Source organism: Cellvibrio sp. GW822-FHT04B05 (assembly GCF_058800985.1).
In genome coordinates this window covers 1,348,162-1,367,413 of the sequence record NZ_JBXAMU010000001.1, presented here as the reverse complement: position 1 = coordinate 1,367,413, position 19,252 = coordinate 1,348,162, and the positions used below count along the sequence as shown (strand labels likewise).

The window sequence follows — 19,252 nt, the reverse complement described above, 5'->3', positions numbered from 1 at the left end:
AATCTTATGATTAAAGCCATAGCCTTAAAACTGGCATGCATACACCCTGACGACAAGGAGTGGATACTTGGACAATTGTCATCTGCCGAAAAGGCAGCTATTCAACCTTTGCTAAAAGAAATTCAGGCATTGGGATTGGCGAGTGACCCGCTGATAGCAGATACCGCGTTAGCTGAGTTAAAACAAAATGTAATCATAAGCAAGGTGAATAAATACAATGCAACAAACCTTGACAAATTTTGGCAGTGTTTGTTAATGAGTGAAAATAATCAGGAAAGCTTTCAATGGATGCTTAACTCGGAAATTGCGGAAAAATCAGTTACCCCCATGCAAGTTGTTCCCAAAAAATTATTTACCTTAGTACAGGATTGTGCACAAAGAAAAATTTTATGAGCTCATTAATTAAAAATGCCACTGTGGGACAGCAAACCATCATTAGTCTAGGGGGTAAAATAACCTCTCAAACTCCCGCACCTGAAAATAAAGAACCAACACAAGAAATGTTGGCAAAAGAGCTGGCACAGCTTAAACAAAAAGCGATGGAAGACGGTTATAACGATGGGAAAAAAGCCGCTCATGATGAATTAAAAACAATGTCCCAACAATTGCAGCAAAAACAAAATGCTATCGAGGCCTCAGCCAAAGAGCGTAACAAAAAATATGAGCAAGATCTGTTAGCAGTAATCACCGGGCTTAAAAAACATCAGGATGAACTTGAGAATATCTTTGAAGCCCGTTTATTGACCTTAGCATTGACATGCATTTATAAACTTGCCGGCAATAAAGATATTTATAAGGGTATTATTGAAGAAAGTGTGAAACGCTGCTTAAAGCAAGGAACCTATACTGATAAAATTTATATTCGTCTACCTGAGGCAAGCTCCGAACATTTAGAATTCCTGGTAGAGAGTTTAAACGAAAGCTGCGTTGTGGTATTTGAGTCAGACTTGGAGCCCGGCAGATGTTTTGTAAATTCCGCTTACAGCACGGAAGACTTAAGTGTACAGACACAACTAGAACAACTAAAAGAACAACTCTTTGCTGTATGGGATGTGGAAAAGAGTAATGCTTAATATTGATAAGTACATCAATTCCATCCAATCGGCAAAATTGGGACGGAAATCCGGCAGGTTGACAGCCATTTATGAGGGCATGTTAGAAGCTTCCGGTTGTGATGTATTGCAAGGCGAACTCGTAGAAATTATCCAGGCCCGTGGCAGCGCGCGGGTAATTGCCGAAGTTGTTGGTTTGCGCGATAACAGAATATTGTTAATGCCCTTCGGTAATGCCCATGGACTTTGTCTGAATAGCGAAGTATTACCGTTGCAAAAGGTACTCACAGTTCCTGTTGGCCGCTCATTGTTGGGACGGGTTGTTGATCCATTATGCAATCCACTGGATCAAAAAGGCACTTTGGAATTCGACAGCTATCAACCCTCATATTCAGCGCCGATCAATCCTCTTCATCGAGAACCAATAATCCATGCGCTAAATACCGGTGTAAAAGCGATTGATATTTTTACGCCCCTTGGCAGAGGACAACGCATCGGAATCATGGCTGGCAGCGGTGTAGGAAAAAGTACCTTGCTTGGTATGCTGGCCGCCAATACCGATGCAGATGTTGTTGTAATTGCATTGATCGGTGAACGCGGACGAGAAGTGGGTGATTTCATTTACGATTGCCTGGGAGAAAAAGGCCTGCAGCGGGCAGTGGTCGTAGTTGCTCCGGCTGAACAGCCCGCCGTGCTCAGACGACAAGCGGCATTCACCGCAACAACCATCGCGGAATGGTTTAGAAAAGCGAATCAACATGTCTTATTGATTATGGATTCAATAACCCGATTCGCCATGGCCCAACGGGAAATCGGATTATCCACTGGCGAACCTATCGGTGCGCGCGGCTATCCACCATCAGTTTTCTCTTTGCTACCACCTTTGCTCGAAAGAGGTGGAGCACTTAAAAACCAGGGCTCGATCACCTCTTTATTTACAGTATTGGTCGAGGGTGATGATATCAATGAGCCAGTTACTGACCATATGCGCTCGCTATTGGATGGGCACGTTGTCCTGTCGCGCGAGCTGGCTGGACGTAATCATTATCCGGCTATTGACGTTCAACACAGTGTGAGCAGGCTTACCGGAAAATTAATAAAAGATGAAAAGCAAACCATTGTTGCGCAGTTACGCAAAACCCTTGCAATTTATGCCAGTTCCCAGGATATGATTGAATTGGGCGCTTATGAAGCCGGAAAAAACACAGAGCTTGATGTAGCTGTTTCCGCAAAACCCATGTTAGATAAATTGCTTATTCAACGCCCTTCAGAGCGTATCCAGGCAGAAAATGCATGGAAAGAAGCAAGTACATTAGCCACTTATATCAGGGACAGGCAATAATCATGAATATGACATCGCGGTTAAAAAAATCCAAAACCATTCAACGACTAAAGGAGCTGCGTAAAACCAAAGCCAATGGAGACTTCTTATCAGCTCAGCAAGTAGCAAACAACAGTGAAAAACATGTTACTGAAAAGCAACATGAAATTGCCAACATACTGGTTCGACAATCACAACATTTAAATGATAAAAGTTCGTTGGATCCTTTACTGATGCAGATGCATACACAGTATTTGTCCGAGCAGTACCAACAATTAGACACATTGCTGGGTATCGTGCAGGAAAAAAACAGGGAACTGGATAGCAAGCGTATTAAGTTGGCCAAGTGCATAACACAGGAAAAAGTGTTTGAAAAACTCGTTGATAAATTAGAAACAGCACAGCTCAAAGCAATACTCAAGGCAGAGGCCATTCATAACGATAGCAATAAGACATTGGATGTAAATTTACTTTAATGATCACTCCAGCCAACATCAACACTTATATAAGCACCAATACAAAAGTTGCGGCGCCTACCAATGACCATCAACAGGTTTCTTTTTTGGATCTATTGGCTATGGATGATCGCACGCATAGCTTGACAATAGATAATACTAATCCCCAGATGGGCGACGAAGCAGGAAACCGCAGTGATGCAGAACCAATCACCAATGCGCTGGTTGACGAAGTAATAAATCTTTTTGCAGGAACGCAGTTGTTCCGCCCATTGATCAAACAACCACAGGAAACCAATTCATCTATTGATCAGCTTATGCCGCAAACTATTGATGCATTGGCCTCGCTAACTCTATGGGAAAACTTGCTCACCGGGCGGCAAACCGTCGAAAAAAAATTGATTAACATCGCTGATTCTTATGTATTGATCAATCAAACAGAAAATCCAAACTCTGGTACTCCAGTTGGGCAGGCTAGCAGTGAAACAATTATTGCATCGCTTGATAACGATGAATTGCATGCTCCGATAACAATTGGCACTCAGCAACTACTGGCCACCAAATTCAATAGCAATCCAGTACAGATAACATTTAACGATCTTGAATCTTCTATAGGAAGCACAACGCCATCTCAAAGTCCCACTGCCCTGCCATTGATAACGATCGAACCAATCCCATTTAATAATCTGGACAAACTTGGGAAGCACCTCATGTGGGATACTCCACAGGTTGCGCCCTCAATCGTCCGGCAAGACAGTTCGTTATCCCCGGTAACCTCTGGCCTCTCAAACCAACAATCCGTCAAGGTTAGCAGCTCTGTTGACTTAAAGTGGTACGCAACCGGAAAACTCTCAACAATAACGAAGACTTTGCACATAAAAAGCACTCCGTCAGGGACACACTCTATTGCCAGCGGATTAACATCCGCAGGGTATTTCAATCAAGCCACACCATTACAAAATGGTATACAAATTTCATCCTCGCAACTCACTACGATATCTGAATCAGGCTCCAATCGCTCACAGAATAGAAACTGGCCAGGCGGTGAAAAAACACTAGCACAAAACCTGGTTTCTACGGCTATTGCACTGAGTTTCCCAGAGTTATCCAAACGGAAACTAACCATTGTTGAAAACAATGGCGCAATAGATGTAATAGTGCGCGACTACGCCTTATCGGAGGATGAAAAAAAATCATTAAGTGTTTTCTTGATGCATTATTTTAAAAGTATAGACAAGACGGTTCATTCATTAACTTTCAATGGAAAACTCTACAGTCAGGAGTAAACGTTATGGCGATAGATGCGATAGGCAGTGTATTAAATTCAAATGCTACCAGTGGTCTCAATAATTCAACGATCAATCAAGAGGATTTTATTAAGCTTTTTTTGTCGGAGCTGAATTATCAGGACCCATTAGAGCCAGTTGATAACAAGGAGTTCCTGGCACAAATGGCGCAGTTCGCAAATATCGAACAATCCCGACAAACATCTGAAAATATCCAGAATTTGGTACTGTTGAATTCCACTGAACAATCCGTCGGATTACTAGGCCGAAATGTACAGGCAACAACCGAAGGTGTTGTCTATGCGGGTAACGTAATGGCAGTAAATTTTCAAAGTGATGGAGCTTTGTTAACCATTAAAGCATCAGATGGTTCTATTTTGACCGGCATAAGAATGTCGCAAATCAGTTTGGTACAACCTTAATAATTGGAGGATAACAGTATGTTGCAATCATTTTTCACCGGTTTGACCGGTATGTTCAATTTTTCTAAAACATTGGATAACGCAAGCAATAATATCGCCAACATGAATACGCCAGGTTACCGAGGTACAGATACTTTTTTCCGGAGTCTGAATGCAGGTGAGCAAGGAATAGGTACAACGATTGAAAATTCCTCAATACGCTTGCAAAGCGGCGAAATCAGACAGACTGGTAATAACACGGATCTCGCGATTACAGGTAAAGGCATGTTTGTGTTGCGCAACAATTCAGGTGAACTATTTTATACGCGCGCAGGCCAATTTAGCCTCAACTCAAATAACATTTTGGTAGATACCGCAACCGGCTTGGAAGTGATGTCGATAAGTGATGCGGGAAATCTGGAAAAAATTGACATCACCAACCAACGTACTCTGCCGCCGGTGGCAACTACCGACGTAAAAATTAGTGGCAACCTGTCTTCAACAGCGACCACCGCTGAAATTACGCCAGTCACTATTTATGATGCCGCCGGCAAAACCCATGAACTGAAGCTTAAATTTGAAAATCCAACAACATCCGTTGATGTCTGGACCGTCTCCATTCAAGACAGCGCAGGAGACGAATTGGCCACTGGCGAAGTGCGGTTTGATAATACCGGTTCACCCTTGACCGGCTTCAATACGATCAATGCCGACCTGACATTTGCCGGTGTCTCTCAAACAGTGACATTTGATTTTGGTACCCCAGGTCTATTCAGCGGGACCACCCAATTCTCCGGTGGCACATCTACCGCAGGGATAAAAGAAATAAATGGCAACGGTGTATTGGGCATCATTAAAGTCTCTTTCGATGAAAAAGGCATAATGCAATTTAAATATTCAAATGGCGATGTTAAAGCAGGTCGGCAAATTGCGTTGGCAGGTTTTTCCAATGAAGCGAATCTCGAACTCGCTTCCGGTGGTATGTACCAAACAAATAGCAAGATGCCGGCGGAATATGGCCGTCCGTCAGACAGCATATTTGGCGCAATCCAAGGTGGTAGCATCGAGCTTTCAAACGTCGATCTTACTAAAGAATTTGCTGACATCATGATTATCCAGCGAGGATATCAAGCCAGCTCACGCGCTATGAGTGTATCCAACGAATTGATTGAACAACTCTACAACAATACACGCGGTTAATAACAGTGATTAAGTTGCTGTCTTTGACATCATCGGCGCGGCAGATTCTGGAAGAGCGCGTATTAGAAGCATTGCACCACTGGCAAGCTGAGTGGTGCTTCAAACAACATACTATTTTTGTAACAATTCTCACCGGGCAGCAACCGGAGGAGAGCGCTCGCTATTATTCTGACGGAGTTGATGTTATTGCTGTACAAACATCCAAAACCAATTGGCGCGATATAATATTTGCTGACCACGCGCTTGATGTTCCCATGGATACAATTTATGAAGCTGCTGTTACAGCAGCTAAGCATGAACTCTATAGTGCCGCGCATGCCGCATTCAAATGTTGCTCGCAACTGGCGACATTTTCATCTGTGCAAAAACCTGAAAACTTTTGTGCTACACCTGAATCTATTCATCAATTAAGCGCAGGCATTGCCTTGCTTGAAATAATAATTGATAAACAGGAAATACGCATTTTTCTGCCTTTCTCGTTGGCAGAAAATATTGTCACGGAAACGTCAACCAAGCTGCCACTTTCATCCATCACGCCACGAGACATAAAAAAATCTGTTTCGGTTAACGTCTCTATTTCATTGGGGCAGCATCTCTTGTCAGATATTAATGCCCTGGAACCGGGTGACATTTTGGTGTCGGCAACGCCCTTAAACAGTTTATTTACGGTTCAGCTAGGTAAGAACAAAATTGCTGATGCGAATTTGGGCAGTAAAGAAACAAAAAAAGCTATTTTATTAGTGAAGCCGGGTAAGTAAACATGAGCAAAGAAATAAACAACATAAACCTAAACGAATTAACAGCACAGGTTGAAAAACCCCAAACCTCCCTGGTACCACTAAACCTTGACCTGGTGGGTCATATGAATGTCAGTGTATCGGTAAATATTGGTACGGTGGATATTTCGCTTAATCAATTGTTTTCATTAAAGGCTGGCGAATTGTTGCAATTAAATGAACATCTTAACTCCCCTGTTACCCTATTCGTGGATGGTATAGCAGTGGCGCGCGGTAATTTAATCGCCGTGAGTGATTGCTTTGGTGTTCAAATAACTGAAATGGCCAACGCATAAGCTCGCATCTGGATGTTCGATATGACAAATTCAATCTCTGCAACCACATTGGCACCGCAGCCGGAATTTAGAAACAATGATGTTGTCCCCGATTATTATCTGATGAATGTTGCTATATTTTTTATTATTTTTATTGCCATAAGCACAATAGCTGTATGGATTCTGAAGAATAAATTTCCCACCGCATTCTCTAAAGTTAATGCAAAGGAAACACAACTTCTCAAACATACTCAACGTTTATCAGCAGCTACCCGATTACATATTGTTGCGTATAACAAGTCAACGTTCTTAATTGTTGAATCTACCAATCATGTAGCCGTTCAGGTAATGGCTGTCGATAAAGAACAAGATGCATTCAGACAAACGATACAATCTCCATCGGAGACTCCTGATGGCCGATAATGTAGCTGTGTGGGAGCAACTGACCAAGGCGTTTGAAGCAGGCAGGCTTGCGTCAGAGACTGAAAGTTTTTTATTAATTTCAGCACTTTCGTTTATTCCTTTTCTTTTGATAGCGACAACGTGTTTCACCCGTTATATTATAGTTTTGTCTTTTTTACGAAGCGCCTTGGGCTTGCAACAAACACCACCTAATTTGGTGTTAGTGACTTTAGCAATGTTTTTGACCATTTTTACCATGGAACCTGTTTTTAAAGCCAGTTATGACGAAGGATTACAACCCTACCTGACACAGGAAATTGATTTTGCTCAAGGAGTGTCGCAGACATGGCAACCATTTAAAAACTTTATGATTTCGCAAACGACAGAATCTGACATTGAGTTAATCTATAAGCTTGCCAAACATCCCCTGCCCAATTCTGTCGAAGATATTGATGCAACTCACCTAATACCCGCATTCCTGTTAAGTGAATTGAAAATCGCATTTAAGATCGGCTTTATTATTTATTTGCCATTTTTATTGATAGATATCGTACTCGCGGCAATCTTGATGTCATTAGGTATGATAATGGTGCCCCCAACTGCTTTATCTCTGCCATTAAAAATAATGCTGTTTGTGGTTATTGATGGTTGGGCCCTCATATCGGAAACATTGATCAGAAGTGTGAGTGGATAACAAGGAATTCGTTGTTGAAATCTCCCAAACATGATGATGATATCAATATCCTATGGTCCAGATTTAAGGATGAGGGAACTATACAGATTCGTAATAAGATTTTTGAATATTACTTTCCCTGGTGCCGGAATGTTGCTCGAAAGCTCTTTGTCAAATACGGCCATTATTTGATTAATTGGGATGATTTTGTCAGTGTAATTTCATTATCCACCTTAGAATGTATAGAAACCTATGATATAAATTTTGGCGTCCCCTTTGAAGGTTATGCGTATGTTCGGGTAAAAGGAAGTTTACTTAATGAAATAAAAAATAACTTCAAACATAATAAGCAATATGAGTTACCAAACTTGCGTAAAGATGGTGTGCATGACATGGAAGAAAGTGCGGATGAGGATAGCTTTTTATTTATTGTTGATTTGGTTATAGAAATGGCCTTTGCAAAACTATTGGAAATGGGTGCCCTTGAATCAAATCAGCCAGATCATCACTACGAAAAAGAAAAAACAGCGTTTCAGTTAGTAAGGTTAGTGGAGCAACTGGAAGACCAACAAAAATTTATTATCAAAAGTTATTATTTCCAACAAATTCCCTTCAAGGAAATTGCCGAAATAATGGGTTTAACAAATGCAAGAGTTTCACAGCTGCATAAAAGCGGACTGTTCACTTTGCGTGGAGTTTATGAGTCAACTTATTGATTTATAAATACATTTCAACATGGACTGCTTTAGGAAAATTTATGACAAACTACTCTAATTTTGATGGTGATGAACTTCTGGCCTTATCTGATTGGCATTTTCAAAATAGCCATTATGACAAGGCGCTGGATAAACTTAAAACTCTTGTTGCGCGCGATGATGCGCCATTGCAATCCCATGCATTGATCGGCAGAGTTTATGCAACACTCGGGTTACTTGATAAAGCCAAGAATGCCTTTGTCTTCTATCTAGATAATCAATCCAATCAGAATATGAAAGTTAATGAAATATTCCAGTTGGGTTTAGTTGAGAGGGACTCAGGCAATATTGAGATGGCATTGCAAGTTTGGGATAATTTATTAATAAATTATCCGAACCATACACCATGTCTTTATCATAAAGCATTGGTATTGGTTGATCTTAAGCAATATCAGCAAGCAGCAGATATCTTGAACTATATTCTTGAAAACGCTGAAGATAATGACCGACATATCCAACTGGCGGATCAAATGTTGAACAATATTGCTTTGCGCTGATCTGTAAGAGAAACAGATTGTGATAGATTGTCACAATCTGTTTAAACAATTGGCAATTTAGTGATGTGATTGTCTATGACATAAAATGATGCGCACAGACATTGATAGACTCAAACCTTTTTTAAACCTCAGTTAGGGTTATATATGGAAAAATCCTATCCAAAAGTATCCTGCCTTTGCGTGACGAACAATAGGGTTGAGCCTTTGAAGACGGCTGTTGCTTGCTTTAAAGCACAAAGCTATCCTAATAAGGAATTACTTGTTGTCTATGAGCGCAATGATACAGCAACAGATGACTATATCAGCAGCTTAAATGACCCCGAGGTACGCGCATACAAATACTATAATGGTCGCAAAACATTAACATTGGGTGATATAAGAAATATTTCCATCAAGGAAGCTGGCGGTGAATATTTTTGTATGTGGGATGATGATGATTGGCATCACCAGGAACGCCTTACCTGGCAAATGGAGCACATTTTCTTATCAGGTAAAATGGCTTCCGTACTGTTTTTAATTATTGTCTTCGACAATATCAGTAAGCGAGGGTTTTTATCTGCACCTCGCCCATGGGAAGCAACAATCTTGTGCCATAAAAACTTTGCCATTAACAATGGAGTATTGTACGACCCACTCAGACGTGGTGAAGATACTGGCTTCATTCATCGATTAATTGCATTAGACGCGGTTTACCCCGTATTTAGACCACAGTTATATATTTATAATTACACTGGAAATAATACCTGGGATAAAAGCCACTTTGAAAGAGTGTTTAGTCACTCACGCTTGTTACCACGGAAAAACTCGATCACCCTGACAAAAGTGGTTGAAGCTTTGTCAATATCTGAAGGTTCGGAGTTACTTGATAACAATGCTTTCACCCAACATTTATCCTACCAAACATTCCTTGAGTTCTTTTTAAAAAATATTATTTGGTATGACAAAGTAACGCTAAACGATTAAATTTACTTTTAAATAAAAATCATAGGTGCTTTATATTGATGGCGTATCTTGTTTTCAAATATTCTGTAACACTCCAGCCAATTTTTAGAGGGCGGAGTTTTTAGAACGGAACTGTAAAAATATACATCTTCAAAAGTGAATTGATGCAGGATACTTATATCCTGGTATTTTGTGTAGAACTTTTGAATATTGTCTATCCATGAATAATATTTTTCAGCAGTCATATGTATTTGCGGAAGGAAATGCCATATAGGATTGTCAAAAATTTCAAAATCGTAACCTTGATGGTGAAGGCGATATCCCAACTCGCAATCTTCAAGGCCCCAACCTATAAAACTTTCATCGAATCCTCCCACCTGCAACAATAATGTTTTTTCTATGCAAAAATTGCATGTCCAAAATAAATGCCATCGTCCAAGCAATTTATTGAAAGGAGTATTTAGATATTGCTGTAATATAATTCTTTCGTCATGGAGATATGTATTTTTTTCCGGAGCAGCAAATGGCTTGGCGTTTTGGAAATTATCCAATATTGTATTCCAGTAACTATGCATTAAATGACGCCGTGTACCTAAAACCAGTTTTTTGTTTTTTTTATATTGGAAATAACGTGCATAATTTTTCAATATTCCTGTTTCAACAAAATGATCACCATCTATGAATAGCAAATAGTGGAACCGAGCCTGGTCAGCCCCCCGGTTCCTTGCTTTTGCTCTACAGGAGTTTTTGTCGTGTGGAATATAAATATAGGTTATGGAAAACTCTGGTTTAAAGAAAACGCAACTACTTACAGGTTCAGAACTTCCATCATCAACCACGATGACTTCGAATGATGAATGCGGATAATCTACTTGCGCAATTGACCGCAAAGCACATTCTAGCAAGGCAGCATCATCCTTTATGATAAGAATAATTGAAAAGCACAACATGTGTGGCCCTGTATGAGTGTTTACTACGATGATCTCATGAAAAATTTCGTCTGAATTTTTCTGAAGTATAACAAATTAATTCTGTACCCATGATTGTAAAGACGTAAAAAATTTATCCAATGCCTTAAAAGCTTACCAAAAATTCTTTAAAATGTGAAAGCAAGTTAAGTCCAATCAACGTTACGCTTGAAATTTATACGGATTAAAAAAACAATGAGCAATACCGTTAAAACTAAAATAGGCATTGTAACAACTGTTGCCGATGCAGCAGCACATATAGATTTTTTTATAAAATACCATTTTTCCATAGGTGTAAAACATATTTTTATCTTTATTGATGACGGTTGTGAGGAAACATTTAAGCGTGCCGCAGCATATGGCAACGTGACAGCTTTTTACGTTAATGAGGAAGTTCAGGAGAATTGGAAGCTAGTACCCGCATATCTGGATATTGAAAAGCGTAGGTTACGCAATCGGGAGGTTATGGTTCGGCAAGAATACAATGCATATTTAGGCTTTGCTATCGCCAAAAGTAAAGGAATTGATTGGTTAATTCATATTGATATTGACGAATTGTTTTATCCTAACGGTGTATCGCTTGATGAGCACTTTTCAGAAATGCAAAAAAATAATAACGGCGGCTGTGTCTACCTTAATTACGAAGCAATTCCCGTTAAATCAGAAAGTCATTGCATTTATCGTTCAACACCATTTTTCAAAAAAAATTATTTTAAGAAAGGACAATGGTTTTTTTCCGAAGAACAACGAAATTTTATCAAAGCAAAAGATTGGCTAAGTGATTTATTCTTTAATTACTATCAAAATGGAAAATCAGCTGCCAACCTGCACTATGACTTAGTGTTGAGTGACGTGCATGCGATGTGGGGCAATGGAACCAATTTGGCATTTCTCGGGCATGAAGATCCGATTATTTTGCACTTTCCATCGATTACGCTAAAAGAGTTCAATAAAAAATATAAACGTTTAGGTCATTTCGACGATAATTGGAAAGGGTTTCTTCGTGCGGGAAAATTTATCGATAACCTGCATTTAGATGCTCGCGATAAATTTGCCACCAGCAAGGAGGATTTTGAGGCACTTTTTTCATCCCGAATCATGCAGAATCAATCCCGTATTAATACATTGCTTGACCTGGATTTAGCAGTAAAAATTGAGGATATTACCAACATGAATTTGAATTCCCTTCTTCAAGATAAGGAACCTAAATCGCCCTCCATACCATACACAGCTCCACTATCCAATGTAAAAAAAAGTGATGTCGCGGTTTTACACACTACATTTAGCGACCTACTTCATAAAAATAGCGTGAGCAGGATTACCATGGATTTTACCAGCTTTTCTGAAGCACGGATGTGGCTTCGTCGCCATCCTATTTTATCTAAAAATATGCCCGCATGTCGCATTAGTGAGTCATTCCCGTTCACTATCTACTACAACAATTTGTGTCTGTATGATTTCTCCAATCCTAATTTGGCAGCAGCATTAAAGACACTGGTGACCTCGTTTATTGAATCAGGTAAGTCCGTGCTTTTCAGCATTGACGAAACAATTTTCTTTAAGGACTACGAACATAAAACAGAATTCGATATTACCATGAATGCCATTACGTTCATCCGTGATTTCGTAGAGTTGCTTGATAGAAAGCAGCTAAATAACATATTTTTTGAAGTACCTAATGGCAAGGAAATACACTTATTGGACTGCAATAAAATAAATCTTCATGATTCTGGCGCTCGTGATTTAATAAAGCAGTCTTTGCTCGAAAAATCACCACACTCAATAGCTTTATATATTGCTCATCATTACCCTCGCCATATTAAATTTAATTGGGGTTTGGATGCTTCAACTTTTAATGATTATCCAGTGGAGCAAAAAAACTGCATTTTCTCACTTATATATGCATTGGGGGGTACTGTCTTGTGGGATGTCAAACAGCGCAGCAGAATCAATGTCTTTTCGCTGATCAGAGGACAATACCCGTTTATTTTTAAGGATTACGCCAAACCAATATTGGGTGGCGATGAAAACCTTATTATCTTGTGCAAAGAAAGTAATGAAAACGTTTTTTTATCTGTGGTTAATCTAAGCGAAAAACAAGGTGTGTTCCATAAGATGCAGCTTACCCAGCAAAATTTTCCATTGGCTTGGACAGACATGATAAACAATCAGGAAATTGTATTTTCAGATGATGCTTTTATCATTCAACCCATGAAATTTTTCTGGCTCATAGGCATAAAAAAATGATGTAATGACTGCGCAAACCATTTCCAGCTGCCACTTAGCCATTTTACAATTCATTCTGACTATTTATCCACGCTGGTGAAATCAATATTTTATTATTTTCTTGCTTGTAGAAATGCCAATGCCCATCTGTATTATATTGTTCAAACCCAGCGTTACGATACAAATCTTGCGCCGGTGAGTTTCTATTAGTTGGCTTAAAAATGCCGACATTTTTCTTGACCCCGGGGCGATTGATAATATCAGCCAACATATAATTTTCCATACCATATCCCATAGCACGACAACTCATAACAAAGTTATGAATAGTCTGCGAACAATTATCAGGGCAGAATTCAATGACTGCTGCACCGATAATACCCATATCACCAAATATGTCCCCCATGCAAAAAACTCTTATTATCCAATTGGGTTTTTCGTGCAGATTCATTAACTCATGCTTAGTATAATTTTTCCCACTGCAATTAAACTGATTAGTCCGAGCCAATAGCTCTACAACACGATCGACATCATCTACCACTGCATCTCTTGCAGATGCAGTAATTTTAAGGGGCCGAAATAATTTATTTTCGTCCTGAATTTCGTCCTGAATTTCGTCCTGAATTTCGTCCTGAATTTCGTCCTGAATTTCGTCCTGAATTTTCCTGATATATTCCTGACGATTCTGGTTTTGTCGATAGTACTGGTTTCTTTTTTTAGCCTCGATAGTGCTATTCGATTGCAACTTAAGAAGATAGTCAAGCAGTCGCCAAGACTCATCCGACGTTGAGTTCAGGCACAATATTTGTGGGATGTGCGCCTGGACAAGCCCCAACTCTTGTTCCGAGTCATCTAACATAATGCAACTATCCAGAGATAAATTGAGCTCCTTCGAAACCCTCAGTATATTTGCAACCTTACTGTTCCAGTTAATTTTTAATATTGAAAAATCGGTTCTCGATATCGCCAGTTGTGACCAACGTATATTAAGCTCATCATTCTTGCTAAGTGCTACAAGAATAAAACCTGTTTTTGCAATGGCGGATATTAGCAATTGTTTATCAAAATAGTGATCAACATATCCTTCGGCCATCACGCCTGACCATAGGGTATTATCAAAATCAACAAATAAAAGTTTTTTCCCCCGCAATAAAACCAACCGTCCAATCATTTGCGTATAGCGTTCAGCCAAATGAAAACCCATTTTATTATAATGAAATACAGGATTCATATTGTTGATCTGTATATCTTTGGATAGCAAATCTTCATTACAATACAATGTACCGTAGTTGGATACGATTTCTCTTTCATCAACCAAAAATAAAAAATTGTTGCGTTTTATAATATCGTCAATAGCCAGATTTATTTTACCGATGTAGATTTCCATTCTGATTTTATCGCCCGTCCCTTGGACGCACCAAGGGAAAAAGTTCAAATATTTATTCGCTAACCATGGCAACCCCGCCGCGTTATGCAGGAATATAATATTATTGGTTTGCTGTATTAAGTTCTCTATGTAATTTGTTATGTATTTGATGATCGTATTAAATAAACTATCCGCTTCGTCCGTCGTTATCTTTCTCTCCCACAGCAACTTCATCAAATTTCTATATATGGGTATCCCCCAGTACGTAAAGAAGCTGACAGCAATAATATTAATGGTATGAGATTCTGCAAAAGCGTCATTTTGCGAAACCTCGAACGATTCACGCTTCCCCCAAGCACCGATATAAAGCTCGTGGATATTGACAGCAAGATTTTGTTGAAGAGCAATACTATTCAGGATGGTGCTGGCTTGCGTCATTAAACAATCGCCAACGGTAGTTACATTTACATTACAAACAGGATTAATGTTCTTAAGTGACTCGTGAATTCTGATTAGTTCTTTTTGCCCCGGATAATCCAAATCCGGAGTGACTGCCAACAAAATATCAATATCCTTTTTTACCACACTTTCAAAATAAGCTTTTTTGTCGCGCAGACTCGTTCCGAAACCAAAGGGGCGATTAAGTCTTTCACCCAAATATATCTGACGCAGATAAGGGTCACCACCTTGTAAATACAAAAGCAAAATTTTAATAATGGGTGCCAGCCATTGTTCTATAATAAGAGATTCAGGAGAATCTCCAAAACCATAAATATTTTTCATCAAACTGTTATCTTTGAATTGATGCAAATATAATTGTTTTGCCACATCCAAATAATCTACATTTCCTAACATATATATTCCTGACAACTTCTGTGCAACATACTTATGAAAGCCCCAGTAGAAATATAGGATTGCGCACTAAATTATTAACCACCATAACTCAAAAGGTTTTCGACTTGAAATAATCTAGCTCAAATACCAGATTTAAAGGTCTTGTACTAAATAGCATAGTATTTTCACCCTCAAAACTTGCATAAATTATTTCATCAATCAAATGGAAGTTTCTACATCCTCGCGGCAAATCCAATAAATAAAAAAGAACAAACTTATATACCCTATCGACCCTTAATATCAGACTAAACAGATTGGTATAGAGATAAATATAGCTTTGATATTTCGCGCCATGAAAATTTTTTAATCATTAGCACTTTTGCTTGATTTGCACGACCAATGGCATTAATTGAATTTTTTATAGCATCAAGTATTTTCACTGCCATTTCCTGATGATTTCCTGACTCAAAACCAAGATAGTGAATATTTTCCTTCGCGATTTCCTGAATGGTTTTTAAGCGAGAACAAACTATTGGTATCCCAAACAATGCCGGCTCCATGAATGAGTATGGAAAATATTCGATTTCGCTAGGAATAACACAAACTTTGGCATCAGCCATTAATTTATAGATAGCAGTTTTTGGCATCCAATCATGAACAATAACATTTGGATTATTGAGTTTATTCACCTTACCATCAAGATAGTTTATGTATGGCCCCACATTTTCTCCCCAAGCAGAAACATTTCGCCCAGCCAAAATGAATTCCGCACTTGGTATAGCTTTTTGTATTATCGGGATCGCATCGAGAACATACTCTATTCCTTTTCCTGGAACCCAGCGTGATGCGCAGACAATCTTATTACTACTTGATTTCTCCGTAAAAACGGATTGATTTTCAGACTGCTGGCTAATACCGTTTGGAATCAAATAAATAGTTTTTTGTTTTATTAGATCAGAATAAACATTATTAAGCCATTCTAAAGAAGTGCTATTTAAAACATGAATTACACTGCATTTATCTATTATTCTGCCCTCATCTTCAATCCATGACCTAGGTATCTTCCTTATTTTTTCTTCATATTTGAATATAGAATGGCAACTATAAACAATCACCGGATTAATTTTCTTATTGATATTGATCGAATCCAATATATCCGCAATCCTCCCGCTCGCATGATGAATATGCAGATGTGTTATTTCATTAAAATACATAAACTCATTTATATAGTGAATGTAATTTGAACTAGATATTAATCTCTCTCCATTTGGTGAATACAATTCACATGAAAAAAAATTATCTTTATAATTCCAATACAATCTTATTACATAAACTTCAATAAGTTTTTTTAGGTATGGATATAAACCATTTAGACACGTACCAATACCACCACTAATCTCATTATCAAACTCAAAAGTCACAATTAATATTTTCAATATTTAATACCTGACAATTAATATCCATAGTGCTAATAGTTAATTTTCTATTATTTTCAAAAAGAGTTTATAATATACCTATAGTGAAAGTGCACATATATGTATGTTGTCCCAAATTGGTACGAAACTCATAATTCTGAAAAAGATCTCTTATTGCTTTGCTAAAGCAAGCCATATCATCTTTCGTTATCAAAATAGTATTATTTAAATCTTTAAGTCGCTACCCGATCCAACCAGAATTGAAAATCTGTAGGGATAGCTATTTTTTCATTAAAAATTTACTGCATAACAAAGTGACCTAATAGTTAGGTAGAGATAAAAAGAAATCTGGAAATTCTCCCCATACTTTATGAGCTTTGGTATTCCTTATATATTTTATTGAATACAATCTTGGTATAGAACTTTTTGGCTTCCAATGAAAGCCTGAATCTGCATCATCTTCCATAAAATAAACTAGCAAATTCGCATTTTTAATTGTATTAAGAAGCTCTCTTACTGACTCCTCGAAAATGCACAACGAACTCTCTGTGCTTGTTTCATCATCAAAAGAATAGCAATATATAAAGAGGATCTCCTGAGTATTAATTGCTTTTTTAAATCGTTCTATCCTCCTTCGAAGCTTTAGATGCTCATCAAGTTTCAATCTTGGATGAGCCGAAAGCAATGCCTTATGGTGAAAAAGTAAAGTCTTGGGGTAATTTTTTGATACGCAATATCCCGTTTCATTCCAAGTCAAAGACTCTAAACATAAAGAGAAATTATTACGTATATTGTCTACACAATATTGAATGCCCAGGTGAGCAGGGCTATAAAGCAAGTCGAAAGGATATGCGACAGGTTGAAGGTTGTATTGCTTTAACCAAAAAGCAGGATGGCAATTACAGCCAAGCGGAATAATTTCTTTCTTCACACAAGTCCCTTTTCGTTATTGATTTGAGCACATATACCAGTTTTTATAGCTCTTTGAGCTTCCATAGCATGCTTGCGATAATATATAAGATTTAGCAACATTCTACCAAGAATTTCCTTCTTGTCACACTTCAAACCGGACTTTAGAATCTAAGATATTAAATAATTCAACAATAGCCTTATATGACGACTACCCGTTAATATTGAAACAACTCAATAATAAGTGTCCATTTTTGTTCAATGGGTATATTTCAGATGAAATTGGTCCAATATTAGTCCATGCTTTAAATTATGATATCACCGATAACTTTGCGCTGCCGGAGAGCTGCAGACCAAGGAGGATATTCATTGGTTGCTGCTGTATTTAAAAGAGAGATAAAATGAAAAATTTACCAAAGATATCATGCTTATGTGTTACAAATAATCGTTTAAATTTTTTAAAAAATGCTATTAGCTGTTTCAAAGATCAGACATACCAGAACAAAGAGCTTTTAATTGTGTATCTTGCTAGCGATTCATCAACCGCATTCTTTTTACGTAGTCTTGAAGACAAAGATATCAACACTGTTCAAGTTGATTGTGCTGAAATCACATTAGGAGATTTGAGAAATATAGCTATTGAAAAATCAAAAGGCGATTATATATGCAATTGGGACGATGACGACTGGTATCACCCTGAACGATTAGAAGTCCAATTTCAGGAAATGCATAAAAACGGCAAGCGAGCATCAATACTTTATTATATATTAATGTATGATCAAAATAGAAAAAAAGCCTATATCACACATCGAAGAAATTGGGAAAACAGTTTCATGTGTGAAAAATCTGTTATTTACGAGCACTCTATTAGATATCCATCACTCCATAAAGGAGAAGACACCCCGTTTATTGAAGATCTTAAAAAGACCGGAGTTTTATTTCCCATAGTCAGACCCCAATTGTATATCTATTGTTATACAGGCCTTAACACCTGCAATAGAATCCACTTTAGTACACTTTTTAGATACGGAGAAAATCTTTCAAATGAAATTTCGGAAATAATAGAAAATATTCTATCGCAGAATATCAGCAATACAGAGGCCGGAAAAATTTTAAATTCAAGGGAATTTCTTTCAGAGCTAATTTACGATTAATATTAACTTTAAAAATAGCTATCTCATTGTGTGTCCCGGATGTACTAATCTCGACAAATCCCACACTACTGCTTGCAAGAAGAGGACTACCAGTTGAATATGGATATCGAATCCTGACTGGATGCCCCAGACTGTAGCAAACGTTTCCGATAATTTGTCCAAACCAATCATGTATACGTGTGCGGTTGAGAGTTCACATAATACATTTCCTGCTTGTACCCTGGTGCCACGTTCAATAATCATCATCACCGTGTTGGTACTGTCTTTGCAAGTAACGCCTACCGCTGGCATATCCCGGTATTTTCACGGGTAATAGGCGTCGACTCGCATCAACTTCAATTCTGCACA

The 19,252-nt window shown here is 38.3% G+C and carries 20 protein-coding genes; 16 read left to right on the top strand and 4 right to left on the bottom strand.

Features of this window, described 5'->3' with window-relative positions:
• The first annotated feature begins 6 nt into the window (after positions 1-6).
• From AC1RJL_RS05485 to AC1RJL_RS05420, 14 genes are all read left to right on the top strand, one after another.
• Positions 7-393 carry a hypothetical protein gene (locus AC1RJL_RS05485; RefSeq protein WP_492911735.1) on the top strand — a complete coding sequence of 129 codons (387 nt, stop codon included), beginning with the start codon at positions 7-9 and terminating at the stop codon, positions 391-393.
• Positions 390-1,073 (top strand): FliH/SctL family protein, encoded by a 684-nt coding sequence (locus AC1RJL_RS05480; RefSeq protein ID WP_492911734.1) that lies wholly within the window; start codon positions 390-392, stop codon positions 1,071-1,073. The genes AC1RJL_RS05485 and AC1RJL_RS05480 overlap by 4 nt, the downstream gene beginning before the upstream one ends.
• Entirely contained in the window at positions 1,066-2,394 is a 1,329-nt protein-coding gene (locus AC1RJL_RS05475) for a FliI/YscN family ATPase (RefSeq protein WP_492911733.1), read from the top strand. Before AC1RJL_RS05480 ends, AC1RJL_RS05475 begins: the two co-directional genes overlap by 8 nt.
• A 2-nt stretch (positions 2,395-2,396) precedes the next feature.
• Entirely contained in the window at positions 2,397-2,849 is a 453-nt protein-coding gene (locus AC1RJL_RS05470) for a hypothetical protein (protein WP_492911732.1), read from the top strand.
• A complete protein-coding gene (locus tag AC1RJL_RS05465; protein ID WP_492911731.1) occupies positions 2,849-4,114 on the top strand; it encodes a hypothetical protein in 1,266 nt (421 codons plus the stop codon). The genes AC1RJL_RS05470 and AC1RJL_RS05465 overlap by 1 nt, the downstream gene beginning before the upstream one ends.
• A gap of 5 nt (positions 4,115-4,119) precedes the next feature.
• Complete coding sequence (locus AC1RJL_RS05460; RefSeq protein WP_492911730.1) at positions 4,120-4,536, top strand: flagellar hook assembly protein FlgD; 417 nt, start codon at positions 4,120-4,122, stop codon at positions 4,534-4,536.
• A gap of 18 nt (positions 4,537-4,554) precedes the next feature.
• Entirely contained in the window at positions 4,555-5,715 is a 1,161-nt protein-coding gene (gene flgF, locus AC1RJL_RS05455) for a flagellar basal-body rod protein FlgF (RefSeq protein ID WP_492911729.1), read from the top strand.
• A 5-nt stretch (positions 5,716-5,720) separates the two neighbouring features.
• A complete protein-coding gene (locus tag AC1RJL_RS05450) occupies positions 5,721-6,473 on the top strand; it encodes a hypothetical protein (RefSeq protein WP_492911728.1) in 753 nt (250 codons plus the stop codon).
• A 2-nt stretch (positions 6,474-6,475) separates the two neighbouring features.
• The gene (locus AC1RJL_RS05445) at positions 6,476-6,787 is read left to right on the top strand and encodes a FliM/FliN family flagellar motor switch protein (RefSeq protein ID WP_492911727.1); all 312 of its coding nucleotides are present in this window, start codon (positions 6,476-6,478) and stop codon (positions 6,785-6,787) included.
• Positions 6,788-6,808: 21 nt separating this feature from the next.
• Entirely contained in the window at positions 6,809-7,189 is a 381-nt protein-coding gene (locus AC1RJL_RS05440) for a hypothetical protein (RefSeq protein WP_492911726.1), read from the top strand.
• A complete protein-coding gene (gene fliP, locus AC1RJL_RS05435; protein ID WP_492911725.1) occupies positions 7,179-7,862 on the top strand; it encodes a flagellar type III secretion system pore protein FliP in 684 nt (227 codons plus the stop codon). The genes AC1RJL_RS05440 and fliP overlap by 11 nt, the downstream gene beginning before the upstream one ends.
• A gap of 14 nt (positions 7,863-7,876) precedes the next feature.
• Positions 7,877-8,557 (top strand): sigma-70 family RNA polymerase sigma factor, encoded by a 681-nt coding sequence (locus AC1RJL_RS05430; RefSeq protein ID WP_492911724.1) that lies wholly within the window; start codon positions 7,877-7,879, stop codon positions 8,555-8,557.
• A gap of 41 nt (positions 8,558-8,598) precedes the next feature.
• Positions 8,599-9,093, top strand: coding sequence for a CDC27 family protein (locus AC1RJL_RS05425; RefSeq protein ID WP_492911723.1), 495 nt, complete (start codon positions 8,599-8,601; stop codon positions 9,091-9,093).
• 144 nt (positions 9,094-9,237) lie between these two features.
• Complete coding sequence (locus AC1RJL_RS05420; RefSeq protein WP_492911722.1) at positions 9,238-10,056, top strand: glycosyltransferase family 2 protein; 819 nt, start codon at positions 9,238-9,240, stop codon at positions 10,054-10,056.
• Between the two features lie 8 nt (positions 10,057-10,064).
• Here AC1RJL_RS05420 and AC1RJL_RS05415 read toward each other — a convergent pair whose 3' ends face one another.
• Positions 10,065-10,985, bottom strand: coding sequence for a glycosyltransferase (locus AC1RJL_RS05415; RefSeq protein ID WP_492911721.1), 921 nt, complete (start codon positions 10,983-10,985; stop codon positions 10,065-10,067).
• A gap of 213 nt (positions 10,986-11,198) precedes the next feature.
• Between AC1RJL_RS05415 and AC1RJL_RS05410 the strand changes: the two genes are divergently transcribed.
• Positions 11,199-13,250 carry a glycosyltransferase family protein gene (locus tag AC1RJL_RS05410; protein ID WP_492911720.1) on the top strand — a complete coding sequence of 684 codons (2,052 nt, stop codon included), beginning with the start codon at positions 11,199-11,201 and terminating at the stop codon, positions 13,248-13,250.
• A gap of 43 nt (positions 13,251-13,293) precedes the next feature.
• On the opposite strand, the gene AC1RJL_RS05405 is transcribed toward AC1RJL_RS05410, so the two are convergent.
• The 3 genes from AC1RJL_RS05405 to AC1RJL_RS05395 all read right to left on the bottom strand — a co-directional run bounded on the left by AC1RJL_RS05405 (position 13,294) and on the right by AC1RJL_RS05395 (position 17,772).
• Positions 13,294-15,447 (bottom strand): hypothetical protein, encoded by a 2,154-nt coding sequence (locus tag AC1RJL_RS05405; RefSeq protein ID WP_492911719.1) that lies wholly within the window; start codon positions 15,445-15,447, stop codon positions 13,294-13,296.
• A gap of 284 nt (positions 15,448-15,731) precedes the next feature.
• Complete coding sequence (locus tag AC1RJL_RS05400) at positions 15,732-16,862, bottom strand: glycosyltransferase family 4 protein (protein WP_492911718.1); 1,131 nt, start codon at positions 16,860-16,862, stop codon at positions 15,732-15,734.
• Positions 16,863-17,160: 298 nt separating this feature from the next.
• Positions 17,161-17,772: a DUF1796 family putative cysteine peptidase gene (locus AC1RJL_RS05395; protein WP_492911717.1), complete on the bottom strand. Its 612-nt coding sequence runs from the start codon at positions 17,770-17,772 to the stop codon at positions 17,161-17,163.
• 379 nt (positions 17,773-18,151) lie between these two features.
• Here AC1RJL_RS05395 and AC1RJL_RS05390 point away from each other — a divergent pair, with 379 nt between their 5' ends.
• On the top strand, positions 18,152-18,904 hold the full coding sequence (locus AC1RJL_RS05390; RefSeq protein WP_492911716.1) for a glycosyltransferase family A protein: 753 nt from the start codon (positions 18,152-18,154) through the stop codon (positions 18,902-18,904).
• The last annotated feature ends 348 nt before the right edge of the window (positions 18,905-19,252 follow it).